The 19,316-nt window shown below is 68.6% G+C and carries 16 protein-coding genes; 10 read left to right on the top strand and 6 right to left on the bottom strand.

Going from position 1 to position 19,316, the window contains the following annotated elements:
* Positions 1-83 precede the first annotated feature (83 nt).
* From ACO07K_RS21315 to ACO07K_RS21295, 5 genes are read left to right on the top strand one after another with little or no spacing between them, the layout of a single operon-like run.
* Complete coding sequence (locus ACO07K_RS21315) at positions 84-1,691, top strand: ABC transporter substrate-binding protein (RefSeq protein WP_422031379.1); 1,608 nt, start codon at positions 84-86, stop codon at positions 1,689-1,691.
* A 4-nt stretch (positions 1,692-1,695) separates the two neighbouring features.
* A complete protein-coding gene (locus ACO07K_RS21310) occupies positions 1,696-2,721 on the top strand; it encodes an ABC transporter permease (protein ID WP_422031377.1) in 1,026 nt (341 codons plus the stop codon).
* A complete protein-coding gene (locus ACO07K_RS21305; protein ID WP_422031375.1) occupies positions 2,718-3,584 on the top strand; it encodes an ABC transporter permease in 867 nt (288 codons plus the stop codon). Before ACO07K_RS21310 ends, ACO07K_RS21305 begins: the two co-directional genes overlap by 4 nt.
* Positions 3,581-5,251, top strand: coding sequence for a dipeptide ABC transporter ATP-binding protein (locus ACO07K_RS21300; RefSeq protein ID WP_422031373.1), 1,671 nt, complete (start codon positions 3,581-3,583; stop codon positions 5,249-5,251). Before ACO07K_RS21305 ends, ACO07K_RS21300 begins: the two co-directional genes overlap by 4 nt.
* Before the next feature lie 4 nt (positions 5,252-5,255).
* Positions 5,256-6,683 (top strand): FAD/NAD(P)-binding protein, encoded by a 1,428-nt coding sequence (locus tag ACO07K_RS21295; RefSeq protein ID WP_422031371.1) that lies wholly within the window; start codon positions 5,256-5,258, stop codon positions 6,681-6,683.
* Positions 6,684-6,844: 161 nt separating this feature from the next.
* Here the strand turns inward: ACO07K_RS21295 and ACO07K_RS21290 are convergent, their stop codons facing one another.
* The 5 genes from ACO07K_RS21290 to ACO07K_RS21270 all read right to left on the bottom strand — a co-directional run bounded on the left by ACO07K_RS21290 (position 6,845) and on the right by ACO07K_RS21270 (position 13,056).
* Entirely contained in the window at positions 6,845-7,294 is a 450-nt protein-coding gene (locus tag ACO07K_RS21290) for a cupin domain-containing protein (protein ID WP_422031369.1), read from the bottom strand.
* Between the two features lie 4 nt (positions 7,295-7,298).
* Entirely contained in the window at positions 7,299-8,888 is a 1,590-nt protein-coding gene (locus tag ACO07K_RS21285) for a hydantoinase B/oxoprolinase family protein (RefSeq protein WP_422031367.1), read from the bottom strand.
* A complete protein-coding gene (locus tag ACO07K_RS21280; protein WP_422031365.1) occupies positions 8,885-10,894 on the bottom strand; it encodes a hydantoinase/oxoprolinase family protein in 2,010 nt (669 codons plus the stop codon). The genes ACO07K_RS21285 and ACO07K_RS21280 overlap by 4 nt, the downstream gene beginning before the upstream one ends.
* 78 nt (positions 10,895-10,972) lie before the next feature.
* On the bottom strand, positions 10,973-11,692 hold the full coding sequence (hutC, locus tag ACO07K_RS21275) for a histidine utilization repressor (RefSeq protein ID WP_422031363.1): 720 nt from the start codon (positions 11,690-11,692) through the stop codon (positions 10,973-10,975).
* Positions 11,689-13,056 (bottom strand): formimidoylglutamate deiminase, encoded by a 1,368-nt coding sequence (locus tag ACO07K_RS21270; protein WP_422031361.1) that lies wholly within the window; start codon positions 13,054-13,056, stop codon positions 11,689-11,691. The genes hutC (ACO07K_RS21275) and ACO07K_RS21270 overlap by 4 nt, the downstream gene beginning before the upstream one ends.
* A 30-nt stretch (positions 13,057-13,086) precedes the next feature.
* Here ACO07K_RS21270 and hutI point away from each other — a divergent pair, with 30 nt between their 5' ends.
* The 5 genes from hutI (at position 13,087) to ACO07K_RS21245 (ending at position 18,605) form a co-directional block, all read left to right on the top strand.
* A complete protein-coding gene (hutI, locus tag ACO07K_RS21265; RefSeq protein ID WP_422031359.1) occupies positions 13,087-14,286 on the top strand; it encodes an imidazolonepropionase in 1,200 nt (399 codons plus the stop codon).
* Positions 14,283-15,824: a histidine ammonia-lyase gene (gene hutH / locus ACO07K_RS21260; protein ID WP_422031357.1), complete on the top strand. Its 1,542-nt coding sequence runs from the start codon at positions 14,283-14,285 to the stop codon at positions 15,822-15,824. Before hutI ends, hutH begins: the two co-directional genes overlap by 4 nt.
* Positions 15,821-17,482 (top strand): urocanate hydratase, encoded by a 1,662-nt coding sequence (gene hutU, locus ACO07K_RS21255; RefSeq protein WP_422031355.1) that lies wholly within the window; start codon positions 15,821-15,823, stop codon positions 17,480-17,482. The genes hutH and hutU overlap by 4 nt, the downstream gene beginning before the upstream one ends.
* A 238-nt stretch (positions 17,483-17,720) precedes the next feature.
* Positions 17,721-18,401, top strand: a complete 681-nt coding sequence (locus ACO07K_RS21250; RefSeq protein WP_422031353.1) for a DUF1028 domain-containing protein — start codon at positions 17,721-17,723, stop codon at positions 18,399-18,401.
* A 72-nt stretch (positions 18,402-18,473) separates the two neighbouring features.
* The gene (locus tag ACO07K_RS21245; protein WP_422031351.1) at positions 18,474-18,605 is read left to right on the top strand and encodes a hypothetical protein; all 132 of its coding nucleotides are present in this window, start codon (positions 18,474-18,476) and stop codon (positions 18,603-18,605) included.
* Here the strand turns inward: ACO07K_RS21245 and hutC (ACO07K_RS21240) are convergent.
* Entirely contained in the window at positions 18,590-19,315 is a 726-nt protein-coding gene (gene hutC, locus ACO07K_RS21240; RefSeq protein WP_422031349.1) for a histidine utilization repressor, read from the bottom strand. The two genes, ACO07K_RS21245 and hutC (ACO07K_RS21240), sit on opposite strands and share 16 nt — an antisense overlap.
* Position 19,316 lies beyond the last annotated feature (1 nt).

Raw genomic sequence — 19,316 nt, 5'->3', positions numbered from 1 at the left:
TCGTCGTTGCGGCGTCTCGGGCGTTCGCGGTGATGACACGAAGGCGGCGGACGGCGTCCTTTCATCCGGCGAATGGTGGCGACATGAAGCGGCGAGTTCTTCTGCAAGGTGCGGCGGGTGCAGCGTTTTTGGCGGGAGGGGCGTGGCCGGCATCGGCACAGTCCCGTGCCGAGACCCTGAGATACGTGACCGGCGCGACCATCAACACGCTCGACACGACGATGCCCGGCGCCACGCGCGAGGCGTTCGGCCTCAGCATGAACGTCTACGACCGCCTCTTCAGCTTCGGCCGCAAGAAGGTGGGCGACAATTGGGCATTCGATCCCGACACGATCCGCGGCGAGCTCGCCAAATCCTACAGCATCAGCCCCGACAGCAAGGTCATCACCATCACGCTGCGCCCGGACGCGACCTGGCACGACGGCACGCCGGTGACGGCCGAGGACGTGAAGTGGTCGCTCGACCGCCACGTCACGGCGAAGTCGCTGGCGGCGCCGCAGTTCACCACCGGCTCGCTCACCAAGGCCGACCAGTTCAAGATCGTCGATCCGCAGACCGTGACGGTGACGCTCGACAAGCCCGACCGGCTGGCCCTGGCCAACCTGTGCGTCTGCTACGCCATCATGATCAACAGCAAGCTGGCCAAGAAGCATGCCACCGCCGACGATCCGTGGGCGATGGAGTGGATGAAGACGAACACGGCGGCCAGCGGCGCCTACATCATCGACAGCCACAAGCCCGGTGAGAGCACCGTGCTTCGCCGCAATGAAAAGTGGATCGGTGGCGCCGGCGGCGCACTGCCCTTCTTCAAGCGCATCATCATCCAGACGGTGCCGGAACCGGCGACCCGCGCCAACCTGATCGAGCGCGGCGATGCCGATCTCGCGATCGACCTGGCGGCCAGCGATCTGCCGACCATCGAGAAGTCCGCCAAGTCCAAGGTCGTCTCGATCCCGCAGACCAACGGCTTCACGCACATCTCGATGAACACGCAGATGGCGCCGTTCGACAATCTCAAGGTCCGCCAGGCCGTTGCCATGGCGCTGCCTTACGAGGACATGTTCAAGGCGGCGATCTTCGGCCGCGGCACCAAGCTCTACGGCGGCACCTGGGCCACCGTGCCACCGGATGCGAGCTTCCCGCAGGCGATTCCCAACAAGACCGATCTTGCGAAGGCCAAGGCCCTGCTGGCCGAGGCGGGCCACCCTAACGGCTTCTCCACCACCTTCGCCTTCACCGCCGGCCAGGCGGCGACGGCGGAGCCGATGGCCGCGCTGGTCAAGGAGTCGCTGGGCAAGATCGGCATCCAGGTCGAGATCCAGAAGAAGCCGGACGCCGAGTTCAACACGCTCGAGTCGGAGAAGAAGATGCCGCTCTTCACCGACGGCGCGACTGCCTGGCTGCCCTACACTTACTACTTCTTCTATCTCTACTTCACGCGCGACCAGCGTTGGAACTTCGCGAGTTTCAAGAGCAAGAAGATGGAGGATCTGACGCTCGACGCCCGCTACCAGACCGACAAGGCCAAGTACGAGGAAGGCTGCAAGCAGATGATCGAGCTGTTCAACGCCGAGACGCCGTTGATCATGCTGTGGCAGCCCAACCACGACGCCGTGATGGCCAAGTCGGTCGACGGTTACACCTACCAGTTCTACCGCCAGGCCGACTTCCGCGACCTCAAACGGGTCTAGCGCCATGCTGGTGGGGATCCTGCGCCGGGTCGGTCGACGCCTGCTGGCGTCGATCCCGGCCTTGTTCGGCGTGGTGGTGGTCACCTTCGTGCTGATGCGCGTGCTGCCGGGCGACCCGGCAGTGTTCTTCTCTTCCGGCCCCTCGGCCGGCAAGGAGGAGATCGAGGAGCTGCGCCGGAGCATGGGCCTCGACCGTCCCATCCCGGTTCAGCTCGTGCGCTATCTGGGCGAGATCGCCACCGGCAATCTCGGCCGCTCGATGACCACCGGGCAACCGGTCGTGGTGGACATGACGCGCCGCCTGCCGGCCTCACTCGAACTCACCTGCACGGCGCTGTTCATCGCGCTGATGTTCTCCATTCCGCTCGGCGTGGCCGCCGCGCTGCGGCCGGGCACGGCGATCGACCATATCGTGCGCATGCTCTGTACGTTGGGCGTCTGCGTGCCGACCTTCGTGTCGGGGCTGCTGCTGATCTATGCCTTCTACTACCTGCTGGGCTGGGCGCCCGATCCGACGGGCCGTATCGATATCTTCGCGTCGGCCCCGCCCGATATCACCGGCTTCTTCCTGATCGACTTCGCGCTCAAGGGCGACTGGGAGGGATGGTGGGCCGCCTTCTCGCAGCTCCTGCTGCCGGCCTGCACCATGGCGCTGTTCGTCCTGGCGCCGCTCGCGCGCATGACGCGGGCCTCGATGCTGGCAGTGCTGGGCAGCGACTTCATCCGCACTGCCCATGCGATGGGCCTGTCGCGGCTGCGCATCATCGTGGCCTACGCGCTGCGCAACGCGCTGCTGCCGGTGCTGACCATCACCGGCATAGTGTTCTCCACCATGCTCGGGGCCAACGTGCTGGTCGAGAAGGTCTTCTCCTGGCCCGGCGTCGCTTCCTATGCGCTCGACGCGCTGCTCGCTTCCGACTACGCGCCGGTGCAGGCCTTCGTGCTGCTGATGGCGATGATCTTCGTCATGGTGAACGTCACGATCGACGTGCTCTACGGCATCGCCGATCCGCGGGTGTCGGTCGCATGAGCGATCTTACCCTCAATTCCTCCTCGACCGGCCGCCACATCGCCTATGTGTTGCGCTCGAACCCGGTCACGGCACTGGCGGCCACGGGCACGCTGATGCTGGTCCTGATCGCGCTTCTCGCTCCCGTTCTGGCGCCCTACGATCCCGTCGCCTCCAACGTGCCGCAGGCCCTGCAGCCGCCCTCGTGGGCGCACCTCGCCGGTACCGACCAGCTCGGCCGCGACATCCTGAGTCGCATCATCTGGGCGGCTCGCATCGACCTGATGATCGCGGTCTCGGCCGTCAGCCTGTCGTTCATCGCGGGCGCCGTCATCGGCGGCTTCTGCGGCTATCGCGGCGGGCGGCTCGACCGCTGGGTCGGCCGCTTCGTCGACGTGCTGATGGCCTTCCCGCTGTTCGTGCTGGCGATGGCCCTGGTGGCAGCACTCGGCAATCGCGTCGAGAACATCGTCATCGCGACCGCGGTCATCAACCTGCCCTTCTATATCCGCTTCGCCCGCGCCGAGGTGAACGTGCGGCGCAACGCCGGCTGGGTGGAGGCGGCGCGGGCCTGCGGCGACAGCCATCTCTCGGTCGTGCTGCGCGTCCTGCTCCCCAACGTCCTGCCGGCCATGGCGGTGCAGATCTCGCTCAACCTCGGCTGGGCGATCCTGAACGCGGCCGGCCTCTCCTTCATCGGGCTGGGGGTCACGGCGCCGACGCCGGAATGGGGAATCATGGTCGCCGAAGGGGCGCGCTTCATCACCACGGGCAAGTGGTGGCTGGTCGCCATGCCGGGCCTCGCGCTGATGCTGACGGTTCTGTGCTTCAACCTGCTGGGTGACGGGCTGCGCGACATCCTCGACCCGCGGATGCGCACATGACCGCGCAGCTGCTGCAGGTCGAGAACCTGCAGGTTGCCTTCTCGACCCGCCACGGCACCGTCACCGCGCTGCACGGGATCGACATCGCGCTGGCGGCGGGCGAGACGCTGGGGGTCGTGGGCGAGAGCGGGTCGGGCAAGTCCGTGACCTCGCTCGCCGTCATGCGGCTGCTCGATCGGGCAGGCAGGATCACCGGAGGACGCGTGCTCTTCGAGGGCCGCGACATCACCCAGGCCGGGCACGCCGATCTGCGGCGGCTGCGCGGCTCGGCGCTGTCGATGATCTTCCAGAATCCGCGCGCGGCGCTGAACCCGATCCGCACGGTGGAGCAGCAGATCGTCGACGTGCTGGCCGCGCATGGCCGGCTGTCGCGCGCCAATGCGCGGGCGCAGGCGCTCGACCTGCTGCGCGCCGTGCTGATCCGCGATCCCGAGGCACGGCTCGGCGCCTATCCGCACGAACTGTCGGGTGGCATGTGCCAGCGGGTCATGATCGCCATGGCCATTGCGTGCGAGCCGGTGCTGCTGATCGCCGACGAGCCGACGACGGGCCTCGATGTCACGACGCAGCAGACGGTGATGGAGCTGCTGGCCCGCATCAAGGCTGAGCGCGGCATGGCCATGATCCTGATCACCCACGATCTCGGTCTGGCCGCGCGCTGGTGCGATCGCATCGCGGTGATGGAGTCGGGTCGCGTGGTCGAGCAGGGCGAGACCGTGGCGCTGTTCGAGGCGCCGGCCCATCCCTACACCAGGCGTCTGGTGGCGGCGTCGCCGACCCGGCGCTCGACCCTGGCCGACCTGGCGCCGCCCGGTCTGGCGCGGGACGCCGCGCCGGTCGTCACGGTGCCGCGCGAGCACGGTCCGGGCACGCCGCCGCTCCTCGAGCTGGTGAACGTGGTGAAATCGTTCGGTGGGCCCACGCGCGCGGTGGACGACGTGTCGTTCAAGATCCCGCAGGGCGGCGCGCTCGGGCTGGTCGGCGAATCGGGGTCGGGCAAGAGCACGCTCTCGCGCCTGATCTGCCGGCTGATCGATCCGGACGATGGCGACATCGTGTTCGACGGCGAATCGATCGCCCGCGTGCCGGCCCGCGAATTCCACCAGTCGCCGCGTCGCCGCGACATCCAGATCGTGTTCCAGGATCCCAACGACAGCCTCAACCCGCGGCATACGGCGTTCGACAGCATCGCCTATCCGCTGCGCCGGCTCGAAGGCCTGCGCGACGGGGCGGTGCTGCAGACGCGCGTGCGTGAGGCCGCGGCACGCGCCGGCCTGCCGATGGACCTGTTGCAGCGCTTCCCGCACCAGCTTTCCGGCGGCCAGAAGGCGCGGGTCGGCATCGCCCGCGCCGTCGCGCCGCGCCCGCGCCTGCTGGTGCTGGACGAACCGACGGCGGCGCTCGACGTGTCGGTCCAGGCGGTGATCCTGCAGCTACTGGACCGGCTGCGGCGGGAGGACGGGATCGGCCTGCTGTTCGTCAGCCACGACCTCAACGTCGTGCGCATGCTGTGCGACGATCTCGTTGTGCTGCAGGCCGGGCAGGTCGTGGAGGCCGGACGCAGCCAGGAGGTTTTTCAGCAGCCTCGGGCGACCTATACGCGCACGTTGCTCGAGGCCGTGCCGTATTTCGATCCGCAGCGTACAGAGCTATTGAAGACGGCGTGAGGTCATGACCGCAGGCGATCTCTCTTCCCTCGAAGCCCGGGTGAAACGGGACCTCGAGATGACGGCGCATCCGCGCACCGAGTGGATGGTGCCGCGCCTGTATCAAGGCAAGCCGGCGCTCGACGTGTTGATCGTCGGCGCGGGACAGTCGGGCCTCTGCATCGGCTTCGCGCTGATGCGCGACCGCGTGCGCAACATCCTGCTGATCGATCGCGCGTCGGAGGGAAAGGAAGGGCCGTGGGTCACCTTCGCGCGCATGCCGACCCTGCGCAGCCCCAAGGACCAGACCGGCCCCGATCTCGGCATGCCGAGCCTCACCTTCGAGGCCTGGTACGACGCGGTCCAGGGTCCGGGCAGCTTTGCCGGCCTGCACCTCATCCCCAGCAAGGCCTGGCACGATTACCTGCAATGGTATCGCCGCGTGCTCGACATTCCGGTGCGCAATGACGTGGCCGCCACGGCAATCGCACCCGGCCGACTCGACGATGGCGGCAGCTGCCTGCTGGTGACCCTGTCGACGGGCGAGGTCCTTGCCGCCCGCAAGCTGGTGCTGGCGACCGGCCAGGACGGTACGGGCGAATGGTGGATGCCCGATTTCGTGCGCGCGCTTCCGCAGGACCGCCGCGCCCACTCCTGCGAAATGATCGACTTCGAGCGCCTGCGCGGACGCACGGTCGCGGTGTTGGGCGCCGGGGCCTCGGCCATGGACAATGCCGCCGTGGCGCTGGAGCACGGCGCCACGGTGCATCTCTTCTGCCGCCGCGCCGAGCCGTCGGTGGTGCAGCGCTATCGCTGGCTCACCTTCGCGGGCTTCCTGAAGCATATCGGCGAGATGCCGGACGAATGGCGCTGGCGGATCATGGGCAACATCCTCACCGCCCGCGAAGGCTTTCCGACCGACACCTACAAGCGGGTCATCGCCTTTCCCGACTTCACGATGCAGGTCGACCGGCCCTGGACCGATGCCCGCATGGAAGGCGACCGCATCCGCATCGACACGCCGCGCGGGCCGTTTCATGCCGACTATGCGATCTGCGGCACCGGCATCCGCCAGGACGTGGCGCAGCGGCGGGAACTCGCCTCGTTCGCCGACAAGATCGCGCTGTGGCGGGATCGCTACACGCCGCCGCCCGGCGAAGAGGATCCGCTGCTCGCGGCCTATCCCTATCTCGGTCCCGACTATTGCCTGCTCGAGCGCGTGCCGGGCGAGGCGCCGTGGCTGACCGACATCCATGTCTTCGGCATCGGTGCGACCTTGAGCTTCGGCCCGTCGGGCAGCAGCATCAACGCCATGACCGCGGCCGTGCCGAAGGTGGCGGCGGGCGTGACGCGCGGCCTGTTCGCCGGCGACCTGCAGCGACACTGGAAGTCGCTGCTGGCCTACGACGTCAAGCAGGTCGAACTGGACCGGAGCCGACTGACGAGGGCCTGAAGACGAGCGCATAGCCTCTCTCTCTTCACCTCCCCCGTCTTACGGGGGAGGCCGGGAGGAGGTGGGCAATATGATGATCGTCGATTGAGGGAAGTTCAGACCTATGGCTTTCCCCCTCCGGCCTCCGGCCGCCTCCCCGGTACGACGGGGGAGGAAGGGGACTAAGAGTCCGAGGTCCCGATGACGACGGCGCGGTCGGCCTGGTCGAGGGCCATGGGCTGGCCGTTGCGGATCATCTCGGCGAAGCCTTCGTTGGGCACCATCACGGTGAGGCAATAGAGCCGCTCGGTGCCGGTGTTCTCGATCACGTGTTCGAGGCCGGGCGGCAGCACCAGCACATCGCCCTGGGTGACCTGGTGGAGGCTGCCGTCGTCGCAGCGGCAAAGCCCGCTGCCGCTCAGCACGTAGAACATCTCGTGCGCCGTGGCATGAAAGTGCGGCGGTGTCTTGCCGCCGACCTCGAAGATCTCCACGGCCGAGACGAAGGGCGTGCGGTCGGAGAGCGGATCGACCAGCATCACGAACTTGTTGGTGTCGCCCGGCGAGATGCGCGACACGCGGCAGTCGCCGGCGCGGCGCAGCAGCAGCAGGGATTCCTTCGCTGACGTCATCGGCTCACTCCTTCGCGGGCGCGCCGTAGCCGCCGCCGCCCGACGTTTCCATGACGATGCGGTCGCCCTGGGCTAACGCCAGGTTCTCCTTGCCCGACAGTTCGCGGCTGCCGCCCGCGGCGCGATGCAAGGTCACCCTGAACGGTGCACCATCGGCGCCGCCCTGCATCCCGTAAGGCGCGATCACCCTCCGCTCGAACATGGTGGTGATCGAGAGCCCCTCCGCCATCACCGTGTAGGCGCGGCGCATGCCATCGCCGCCGCGATGCTTGCCCGCACCGCCGGAGCCGCGCCGCAGCCGCTGCTCGTCAACCCGGATCATGTATTCCGCCTCGACGATCTCGGCCGGCGTGTTCATCGTGTTTGTCAGGTGGACGCGCACGACCGGCGCACCGTCGCGATCCGTGCGCGCGCCCTCGCCGCCACCATGCGTTTCGTAGAAGGTGCCGATGGCACCGTCGCGCCGCGTGCCGCCGAAGATCAGCAGGCCGGCCGTGGTCGAGCCGCCCGCCGTGAGGCGCTCGGGCACCGCCTTCTCGAAGGCGCGCATGATGGCGTCGACGGCGCGCTGCGAGGTCTCGTGGTTGCCGCCGACCACCGGCTTGTCGATGCCGGGTTCCAGGATCGAGCCCGGCCGCGTGCGGATTTCCAGTGGGCGATAGCAGCCGCCATTGGGCTGGATCTCCGGCCCCGCCACTGCCTTGATGGCGTAGTAGACTGCAGCCATGGCCACGAATGGCGTCGTATTGAGCGGGCCGGCGACGGCATCGTCGGTCCCGGTGAAATCGAAATTCGCGGTGTCGCCCGAAATCTCCACGCGCACGCGAATCGCGGCGGGCTGTCCGCCCGGTCCATCATCGTCGAGGAAATCCTCACCCTCATAGATCCCGTCGGGCAGGCCGGCGATCGCCTCGCGCATCTGCGCCTCTGAGAGATCGTCGAGCCGGTCCAGGGCGGCGCGCAGGGTGGCGGCGCCATGCTCCTCGCCCAGCCGCAGCAACCTTCCTTCGGCGGCGCGGGTCGAGGCCATCTGGGCCATCAGGTCGCCCTCGCGTTCGGCCGGGCCGCGCAGATTGGCCAGCAGGAAGTCGCGCTTCTCCTCGTCGATGCCGTCGGCGGTGAACAGGCGCAGCGGCGGAATGCGCACACCTTCCTGCCAGGTCTCGGTCGCGGCGGCGAAATAGCTGCCGGCCCAGGCGCCGCCGATATCGCCCCAGTGGGCCAGGCTGACGGCGAAGGCGAACAGGCGGCCTTCGAGAAAGATCGGCCGGATCGCCTTCACGTCGGGCAGATGGTTGCCGCCGACCTCGGGCAGGTTGAGGAACCAGACATCGCCCGGCTTCAGGCGCTCGGCCGGCACGCGCTCCAGGAACTTCTTCACGGTGAAGCTCATGACGCCGAGATGGATCGGGATGTCGCGACCCTGGGCGATCAGGTCGCCCTTGTAGTCTGTGAGGGCCGACGACAGGTCACCGGCCTCGCGCAGCAGCGGCGAGCGGGCCGAGCGCATGACCACGAACGACATCTCCTCCGCCGCGGCCGTCAGCGCATGCCGGATGACCTCGACGGTGAAGGGATCGACGCTGTTCCTCATCGTGCATCCTCGCGAATCCAGAGATGACCCATCGCATCCGAGCTCAGCATGTAACCGGGCGGCACGACGATGGTCGACCAGGCATCCTCGACGATGGCCGGACCGGCGATTTTGACGCCGGTCGGCAGCCGGTCGCGATCGTAGCGCGGCGTGGGATGCGGCGCGGCGGGCTCGAACCAGCAGGGAGCGACCGAGGTCGGCACCGCGCTTTCGCCGGAGTTGCCCAGCGGTCCGAACGTCGTGTGTCGCGCGACCAGGGCGCGCATGCGCAGGCTCTGCATCTCCCAGTGCTCGTCGGTCGAGTAGCCGTAGATCTCGTGGTGGCGCTTGCGGAAGTCGTGGCCGAGGCGCTCGAGGTCGAGCGGTGGGACGAAGGGGACCTCGACGGCATAGCTCTGGCCGACGTAGCGGACGAGGGCGGTGCGCTCCACGGTGATCTCATCCGCGCCATGGCCATGGCTGTGCAGCGGGGCCGTCAGCGTCGCGAGCATCCCGTCGTGCAGGGTGGCGAAGCGGGCCGCATCCCATTGCGCGCTGAGCAGTCGCACGGCCTGCTGCTGGGTGTAGCTCATGTCGGCCACGATACAGCCCAGCGCGGAAAAGCCGGAGGAGAAGCGCGGAACGACGATCTCGGCGATGCCGAATTCCCGGGCGAGCCGCGCCGCATGCATCGGGCCGGCACCGCCGAACGCAAGCAGCGTGCACTGGCGCCCGTCGACACCACGCTCCACCGTGACGCGCGCCAGGGCCCGCACCATGGCGGCGTTGGCGACACGCTGCACGCCGAGCGCCAGCTCTACGATGCTGACACCGAGACGCGCGGCCAGCGGCGCGAGGGCCGCTTCGGCCGCGGCGACGTTGAGCCAGATCGCGCCCCCGAGGCGCTTCGTCGGGTCGAGATAGCCCAGGACCGCGTTGGCGTCGGTGACGGTCGGCTGAGTGCCGCCCCGTCCGTAGGCCGCCGGACCCGGTTCTGCGCCCGCGCTCTGCGGGCCGATCGACAGGCCGCCGGTCCCCAGCGTCACCAGCGAGCCGCCGCCAGCGCCGATCGATTCGACGGCGACCATGGGCTGGCGCACCGGCCGGCCTGCGAGCTTGGAATCGGTGGAGATCTCAGCCGTGCCGCCCAGGATCAGGCAGACATCGGTCGTCGTGCCACCCATGTCGAAGGTCAGCACCTTCTCCAGGCCGAGCGATGCTGCGACGCTGGCCGCCGCCGAGATACCGGCCGCCGGCCCGGACAGCGCCATCGAGAGCGGCCGCTTGGCCGCGGCCTCGGGTGAGGCCATGCCGCCTGCCGAGTGCATGACGTGCAGGCGGGCGCCTTTGACTTCGCGCTGCAGGCGATCGAGGTAGCGCGCCGCGATCGGCATGACGGAGGCGTTGAGGACCGTGGTCGCTGTGCGCTCGAACTCGCGCGTCTCCGGATTGACCTCGTGCGAGAGAGAGACGAAGGGAAAGGCCTTGGCCAGAGCCGCGCCGACCGCGCGCTCATGGTCTGCATTGGCATAGGCGTGGAGCAGCGACACCGCGATGCTCTCGACGCCCATCGCCTTTGCCTGCGTCACCATCTCGTCGATCGCGGCGGTGTCGGGCGTCAGGACGGCAGCACCGGTGAAATCGACGCGCTCGGCCAGGGCGATGCGGCGCTCGGGCGGCACCTGCGCCTCGCGTCGCGGCAGCAGGTCGAGCCGATAGAGATGCTGGCGCCCGGCGCGGCCGATATCGAGCACGTCCTCGAAGCCCGCGGTCGCCACCAGCGCGACCGGCTCGACGCGATCCTCGACGATCGCATTGGTGACCAGTGTGGTGCCATGGACGAGATCGTCCACCGAATCGGCGGAGAGATCGGCCGCCGCGAGGGCAGCACGAATGCTGGCGACGGGATCGTTGCGCTGGGTCGGTACCTTGATCGAGCGCACGTCGCCGGTCGAAGGCAGCAGGGCCACCAGATCGGTGAAGGTTCCACCGATGTCGATCCCGACCTGCCAGCCGTCTTTCGGCATATGTCACGCTCCCAGAGAAGTCTCAGCCGCGCTGGAGCACGATACGGGCCATTCCCGACTGTGGAAACGTGCGAGCCTTCAGGCCTGGGTCGGTGTGAAGTGCGCCACCAGCTGGTGCGAGTCGCCGGGATAGGTGAGCCGGACATGGGTCACCGGCAAGGAGGCCCGCCATGTCCGGCGCTCGACGATCAGGCAGGCCGTGGTCGCGGGCACCGAGAGGAGTGCAGCCCTCTCCTTGCCGGCGCTGCTGGCGCCGATGCGATGCTCCGCCGCGGTCCAGGGCACGCTGTCGAGCAGCCATCGCCCCGGCGCAATCTCATCGAAGCGTTCCTGGGCTGCCTCGGGCACTGCCTCGGCATTGATCAGACGCTCTTCCAGGCAGAAGACCCTGTCGCCGGCGAAATGGCGGACCACGAGTTCGACGACCCGGCCGGCAGACTTGGACACAAGCCGCTCCCGATCCGCCGCGGTGCTGCGCCGGGTGGTGCGGGAAACCAGTTCGAAGCGGTAGGCCTGGCCGAGAGCCTCCACCTCCGCCTTGATGTCGTGGATCTCGAGCACGGCCGCCTGCGACTGCGGCCGGGTGACGAAGGTGCCGGCCTTGCGGCGCCGCTCGACCAGGCCGGCGCGCGCGAGCTTGGCCAGCACGTTGCTCACGGTCATGCGCGAACAGTCGTAGGCCTCGGCCAGCTCGTGTTCGGTGGCGATGCGCGCGCCCGGCGCCAGCCTGCCCGACAGGATCTTGCCCTGCAGGTCGCCGAGGATCTTCTGATGCAGGGACTGCGGCGTCGCGGTCACGATGGGTGCAGCACCTTTTTGAGGGCCTGCCGAAAGCGATGGCCGATCGCCTCACGATGGATGTGTCGGCCGCCGGTCACCAGCCTGGCGCCGGCCCGCCAGACACAGTCCACGGTCTGGCGACCGCCGGCGAAGATCCAGGCATCGAGCCACTGATCGCCGTGGCGATGGGCGAGCGCGTTGTCGTCGGCCTTCAGGCTCACAAGGTCGGCAGGGTGACCGACGGCAATGCCCGACGGCGCGCCGAGCGCCTGGGCGCCGCCCGCCAGGGCCGTGTCGAACAGGCTGCGGCCTACCGACGGGGTCGCGGCCCGCGCCAGCGCGTTGCGCGTGCGCAGCGACAGGCGCTGGCCATATTCCAGCAGACGCAGCTCCTCGGCGGCGTCGATCAGGACGTTGGAATCGGAGCCGATGCCGAACCGGCCACCGCAATCGAGGAAGGCCTGCGCGGGAAAGAGACCGTCGCCGAGATTGGCCTCGGTGATCGGGCACAGGCCCACCACCGCGCCACGCGCCGCGACGCCATCGCCTTCGGCTTCGGTGACGTGCGTCGCATGCACGAGGCACCAGCGTTCGTCGACCGGCAGGCGATCGAGGAGAAGCTCGACCGGCCGCTTGCCCGACCAGGCGAGACAGTCCTCGACCTCTTTCGTCTGCTCGGCGACGTGGATGTGGACGGGGCCGCCGTTAGCGAGCGGAAGGATCGCCGCGATCTCCTCGGGCGTCGCCGCGCGCAGACTGTGCGGGGCAATGCCGACCACAGCACCGGACAGCGACGAGATGGCCTCGCGGCTCGCCTCGATCAGCTTTCCGTAGCGCTCGACGTCGTTCACGAAGCGCCGCTGGCCGGGCGCTGCGGGCAGGCCACCGAAACCGGCGTGACGATAGAAGACGGGGAGAAGGGTCAGCGCGATGCCGGTTTCGCCCGCGGCGGCGGCAATGCGCGTCGCAAGTTCCGCGATGTCGGCATAGGGCGCGCCGGCCGGATCGTGATGTACGTAGTGAAACTCGCCGACGCGGGTGAATCCGCTTTCGAGCATCTCCAGGAAGGCCTGGGCGGCGATCGCCTCGACCTCCTCGGGGCCCATATGGTCGACGAAGCGATACATCGCCTCGCGCCACGTCCAGAAACTGTCCTGCGTGGGGCCGCGCCGCTCGGTGAGCCCCGCCATGCCGCGCTGGAAGGCGTGGCTGTGCAGGTTGGGCAGGCCCGGCAGTCCGATTTCGTGGCGTTCGTCCCCCGCTTCGGCGGAGGCGTGCTTCATCAAGCTTTCAATCCGGCCCTCCGCGATGACGAGGCGCACGCCGTCGGCCCAGCCGTCGGGCAGGAGGAGGGAGCGGAACCAGAGGGCGGTTCTGGACATATTATTATGTATAGTCATAATAAGGGCCGCATGCAATGTGACCGCCTCTGGAAGAACGCACGCCTCGCGACCCTGACCGGCGAGGGGCTGGGCCTCGTCGAAGACGGCCTTGTCGCCGCGCGCGACGGCCGCATCGTCTTTGCCGGTGCGGCGGCGGAAGCGCCGTCGCTCGCCGCCGCCGAGACGATCGATTGCGCCGGCCGCTGGATCACGCCGGGTCTGGTCGACTGCCACACCCACATCGTCTACGGCGGCAACCGGGCGCACGAGTTCGAGCTGCGTCTGGCCGGCGCCAGCTACGAGGAGATCGCGCGCGCCGGCGGCGGCATCGTCTCGACCATGCGGGCGACCCGTGCGGCGACAGAGGAGGCGCTGGTCGCCAGTGCGTTGCCGCGGGTCGATGCGCTGATCGCCGAAGGCGTCACGACGATGGAGATCAAGTCGGGCTACGGGCTCGACCTCGCTACCGAACTGAAGTCGCTGCGGGCGGCGCGCCGCATCGGCGAGGCGCGACCGCTCTCGGTGACGACCACGTTCCTGGGCGCGCACGCGCTGCCGCCGGAAGCGAATGGCGACAAGGATGCCTATATCGCCACCGTCTGCGACGAGATGCTGCCGGCCGTCGCCAAAGCCGGGCTGGCCGATGCGGTCGACGCGTTCTGCGAAGGCATCGCCTTCACGCCGCAACAGGTCGAGCGCGTGTTCGAGGCGGCAAAGGCCAGGGGCCTGCGCGTCAAACTGCATGCCGAGCAGCTCTCCAACCTGCACGGCGCGAGTCTGGCGGCCCGTTACGGCGCGCTGTCGGCCGATCATCTGGAGCATGTCGACGAACAGGGCATGAAGGCGCTCGCAGCCGCCGGCACCGTCGCGGTGCTGCTGCCGGGCGCGTTTTATTTCGTGCGCGAGACCCACAAGCCGGCGGTCGAGCTGCTGCGCCAGCACGGTGTGAAGATCGCGCTGGCCTCCGACAGCAATCCCGGCACCTCGCCGCTCACCTCGCTGCTGCTGGCCATGAACATGGGCGCCACGCTGTTCCGGCTCACGGTCGACGAATGCCTGGCCGGCGTCACGCGCGAGGCGGCGCGGGCGCTCGGCTGTCTCGACAGCGTCGGTACGCTCGAAGCGGGCAAATGGTGCGATCTCGCCATCTGGGACATCGAGCGCCCGGCCGAACTCGTCTACCGCATGGGTTTCAATCCGCTGCACGCGCGGGTGTGGAGGGGCAGATGAAGGCGGTCGTCATCACACCGGGAACGGTTCCTCTTTCTGGCTGGCGCGACATCTATCGCGGTGCCGCGGTGAGCCTCGATCCGGCTTCCTACGAGGCGATCGAGAAGTCGGCGCGGGCAGTGTCGGCGATCCTCGCCAAGGGGCAGCCGGTCTACGGCATCAACACCGGCTTCGGAAAGCTGGCCAGCGTCCGCATCGAGGCCGCCGATCTCGAGACCCTGCAGCGCAACATCGTGCTCAGCCACGCCGCGGGCGTCGGCGCGCCGATGCCGGTGCCGGTGGTGCGGCTGATGATGGCGTTGAAGCTCGGCAGCCTCGCGCAAGGCGCGTCGGGCGTGCAGCCCGCGACGGTGCGACTGCTGGAGACGATGCTCGCGGAAGGGCTGACGCCGGTCGTGCCCTGCCAGGGTTCTGTCGGCGCCTCGGGCGATCTGGCGCCGCTCGCCCATATGAGCGCGGCGATGATCGGCGTCGGTTCGTTCATCGTCGAGGGCGAGGTCGTGCCGGCCGCCAAGGCGCTGGGCGATGTCGGGGTTCAGCCGCTGGTGCTGGGCGCCAAGGAAGGTCTCGCGCTGCTGAACGGCACACAGTTCTCGACCGCCTACGCGCTGGCCGGCCTGTTCGAGGCCGAGAACCTGCACGGCGCGGCGCTGGTGACCGGCGCGCTTTCGACCGATGCCGCGCGCGGCTCGGACGCGCCCTTCGATCCGCGCATCCATCAGCTGCGCCGTCACGCCGGCCAGATCGCGACGGCCGACGCGCTGCGCCGCCTGATGGCGGGCTCGGCGATCCGCGCCTCGCATCTGGAGGGCGACGAGCGGGTGCAGGATCCCTACTGCCTGCGCTGCCAGCCGCAGGTCATGGGCGCCGTGCTCGACATCCTGCGCCAGGCGGCGGCCACGCTGGCGACCGAGGCCAACGGCGTCACCGACAATCCGCTGATCTTCACCGATCCCGACGAGGCGCTGTCCGGCGGCAACTTCCACGCCGAGCCGGTGGCCTTCGCCGCCGACATCATCGCGCTGGCGCTATGCGAGATCGGCTCGCTGGCCGAGCGCCGCATCGCCATGCTGGTCGATCCGGCGCTGTCGGGCCTGCCGGCCTTCCTGACGCCGCGGCCGGGTCTAAACTCCGGCTTCATGATCCCGCAGGTCACGGCGGCGGCGCTGGTGTCGGAGAACAAGCAGCGCGCCTATCCCGCCAGCGTCGACTCCATCCCGACCTCGGCCAACCAGGAAGACCATGTCTCGATGGCCGCGCACGGCGCGCGCCGCCTGCTCGACATGGCGGCCAATGTCTCGTCGGTGATCGGCATCGAGCTGCTGGCGGCGGTGCAGGGCTGCGATTTCCACCGGCCGCTGGCGTCCAGCCCGCCGCTCGAAGCGGTGCGCACCTTGCTGCGCCGCGACGTACCGCCTCTCGAAGACGACCGTCATTTCCATCCCGACATGGAGAAGGCCACTTCTCTGGTGGCCAATGGCACGATCGTCGAAACCGTCGGCCCCGGCTTCCTGCCCGCCCTTCAGGAGACACCATGAATCGCATCGACAATGCCCGCACCATCCGGGCGCCGCACGGCACCGAGCTCACGGCCAAGAGCTGGCTCACGGAGGCGCCGCTGCGGATGCTGATGAACAACGTCGATCCCGACGTCGCCGAGAAGCCCGGCGAGCTGGTCGTCTATGGCGGCATCGGCCGCGCCGCGCGCGACTGGGAGAGCTTCGACCGCATCGTGGCGTCGCTGCGCAAGCTCGAAGCCGACGAGACCCTGCTGGTGCAGTCGGGCAAGCCGGTCGGCGTTTTCCGCACCCATGCCGATGCGCCCCGCGTGCTGATCGCCAACTCCAACCTGGTGCCGCGCTGGGCGACCTGGGAGCATTTCAACGAGCTCGATCGCAAGGGTCTCATGATGTACGGCCAGATGACGGCCGGCTCGTGGATCTACATCGGCAGCCAGGGCATCGTTCAGGGCACCTACGAGACCTTCGTCGAGATGGCGCGCCAGCATTATGGCGGCAGCCTCGCCGGCCGTTGGATCCTGACCGCGGGCCTGGGCGGCATGGGCGGCGCGCAGACCTTGGCGGCGACCATGGCCGGCGCTTCGTGCCTCGCGATCGAATGCCGTCCCAGCAGCATCGAAATGCGCCTGCGCACCGGCTATCTCGACGTGCAGGCCAAGGATCTCGACGATGCGCTCGCGATCATCGCCAAGGCGGTGGCGGAGAAGAAGGCAGTCTCGGTCGGCCTGCTGGGCAATGCCGCCGACGTCCTGCCGGAGTTGCTGCGGCGCGGCGTGCGGCCCGATTGCGTGACCGACCAGACCTCGGCCCACGATCCGGTCAACGGCTACCTGCCCAGGGGCTGGACGCTGGGCGACTGGGAAGCCAAGCGTGCCACCGATCCGGCGGGCGTCGCCAAGGCCGCAAAGCAGTCGATGGCCGGTCACGTGCGCGCCATGCTCGAATTCCACAAGCTCGGCGTGCCCACGGTCGACTACGGCAACAACATTCGCCAGATGGCGCTGGAGGAGGGCGTCGCCGATGCCTTCAGCTTCCCCGGCTTCGTGCCGGCCTATATCCGGCCGCTGTTCTGCCGTGGTGTCGGGCCGTTCCGTTGGGCCGCGCTGTCGGGCGATCCCGAGGACATCTATCGCACCGACGCGAAGGTGAAGGAGCTGCTGCCCGACAACAAGCATCTCCACAACTGGCTCGACATGGCGCGGGAGAAGATCAAGTTCCAGGGCCTGCCGGCGCGCATCTGCTGGGTCGGGCTGGGTGACCGCCATCGCCTGGGCCTGGCCTTCAACGAGATGGTGGCGAAGGGCGAGCTCAAGGCGCCGATCGTGATCGGCCGCGACCATCTCGACTCCGGCTCGGTCGCCAGCCCCAACCGCGAGACCGAAGCCATGAAGGACGGCTCCGACGCGGTGTCCGACTGGCCGCTGCTCAACGCTCTGCTCAACTGCGCCTCGGGCGCGACCTGGGTGTCGCTGCATCATGGCGGCGGCGTCGGCATGGGCTTCTCCCAGCATGCCGGCATGGTCATCGTCTGTGACGGCACGCCCGAAGCGGGCAAGCGCATCGAGCGCGTCCTGTGGAACGACCCGGCGACCGGCGTGATGCGCCATGCCGATGCCGGCTACCAGGACGCCATCGACTGCGCGCGCGAGAAGGGGCTCAATCTGCCGAGTCTTTAGGAGCGAGTGTGTTGGCGAGCGATCAACAACGTCCTCACCCTGAGGAGCGGTCCGCCGGACCGCGTCTCGAAGGGTGGGCACGAGCACTTCGTTTGTTGCCCATCCTTCGAGACGCCGCGCAAGGCGCGGCTCCTCAGGATGAGGTAAGTGCTTGAATCGATTCAATTCATTTCCGACCAGCCTCTGAGGATGAGGTAGGTTTGGTCGACTTGAGACGAAGAGACCGCGGAGCCTCCACATGACCTTCTCGCTCGTCGGACGCTGTGCCCGCACCAACATGCTGGGTGCCGTCGTCACCACATCGTCGATTTCGGTCGGGTCGCGCTGTTCGCATGCGCGGGCGGGCATCGGCGCGGCGCTCACGCAGCATCGGACCGATCCCAGGCTGGGGCCGCTGGCTCTCGATCTGCTGGCCCACGGTTTCTCCGCACCCGAAGCGATGCAGGCCGTGGTCGCGGCGACGCCGCACCGGCACTGGCGGCAACTGGCCCTGATCGATGCGGCCGGCCGCACCGCCGTCTATTCGGGCGCCAATGTCCGTGCCGAGCGCGGCGAGGCGCAGGGCAAGGACTGCGCGTCCATCGCCAACATCGTGCGGTCGGCGACGCTGCCGCAGGCCATGGTCGCCGCGTTCGAGGCGGCGCCCGACCTGCCGCTGGCGCGCCGGCTGATCGATGCGCTCGCGGCGGGCGAGGCTGCGGGCGGCGAGTATCAGCCCGTCACCTCGGCGGCGCTGGTCGTCGTCGACCGGGAGTCGTTTGCCTATGTCGATCTGCGTGTCGACGATCATGCCCGGCCGATCGCCGAGCTCGCCCGTCTCTGGGCGAAGTACGAGCCCGAGGCCCACGCCTATGTGATCCGCGCCGTCGATCCGGAAGCCGCCGTGCCGCCGCCCGGGATGAAACTCACCCCGACATGATCATGTCATGCAACTTTTTCGCGGCTTCGGCATTGGTCCGATATGCCCCGCGATCATCTCCGTTCCGAAGACTTGGCTGAACCGGCCGACAAGGCCGCCCGCGAACGGCTCGACGCCGAAATGAAGCGGGCGCTGTGGGCGCAGCAGGCCTCCCGGTCCTGGGCAGCCCTCACCGCCGCCAAGGCCTCTCAGCCGAACCTCTGATTTCCCACCGCATCGAAGCGGCAGCCCAGCCTGTACCTTGAAGAAGGGTGCAGGCAGCGCACCATCGTGACCGGCGTCGTGCGCGTCCAGGTCCGCCGGGTCAGCATCAGGCAGGGCTCGGCAGGGTCGATCTGCAGCCGGCTCGCCTGCTCGGGCGTCGGCAGCACGGCATCCACCACGTGCTCGATCTCGTCGAACGGCACGTTCTGCACCAGGTACTCGCCCGGCGGCACGACTCCGAAATCCTGGTCGAGGAAGTCCGGCACGACCTGAGGATTGACGTAGCGATCCTCCAGCTGGACCGGCACCTCGTTCTCGAGGTGAAGGCACACCGAATGGAAGACCGACTGTCCCGAGCGCAGGCCGAGCCAGGCGGCGATGTCGCCGGGCGCCGCCACGCGCTCCGCCGAGAGCAGCGCGCAGCGATAGTCGTGGCCGCGCTGCCGCACCTCGCGCGCGATGCTGGCGATGTGCAGCAGTGTCGATTGCGGCTTGTCCTCGGCCACGAAGCTGCCGACGCCTGCGACCCGCACGATGCGGCCCTGCTGGACCAGTTCGCGCAGCGCCCGGTTCACCGTCATGCGCGACATGCCGAACCGGCTCACCAGCTCGTGCTCGGAGGGCAGGCGATGTCCGGGCGGCCACGAGCCGTCCTGGATGTGGCGCACGATATAATCCTCGACCTGCTGGTAGAGCGCGGTCGGTTCCATC

Origin of the sequence: Reyranella sp. (assembly GCF_965228225.1) — a bacterium.
In the GTDB taxonomy this organism is placed as follows: Bacteria; Pseudomonadota; Alphaproteobacteria; order Reyranellales; family Reyranellaceae; genus Reyranella.
The sequence above is the reverse complement of the archived record's forward strand: the minus strand, read 5'-3'. Positions and strand labels throughout refer to the sequence as shown.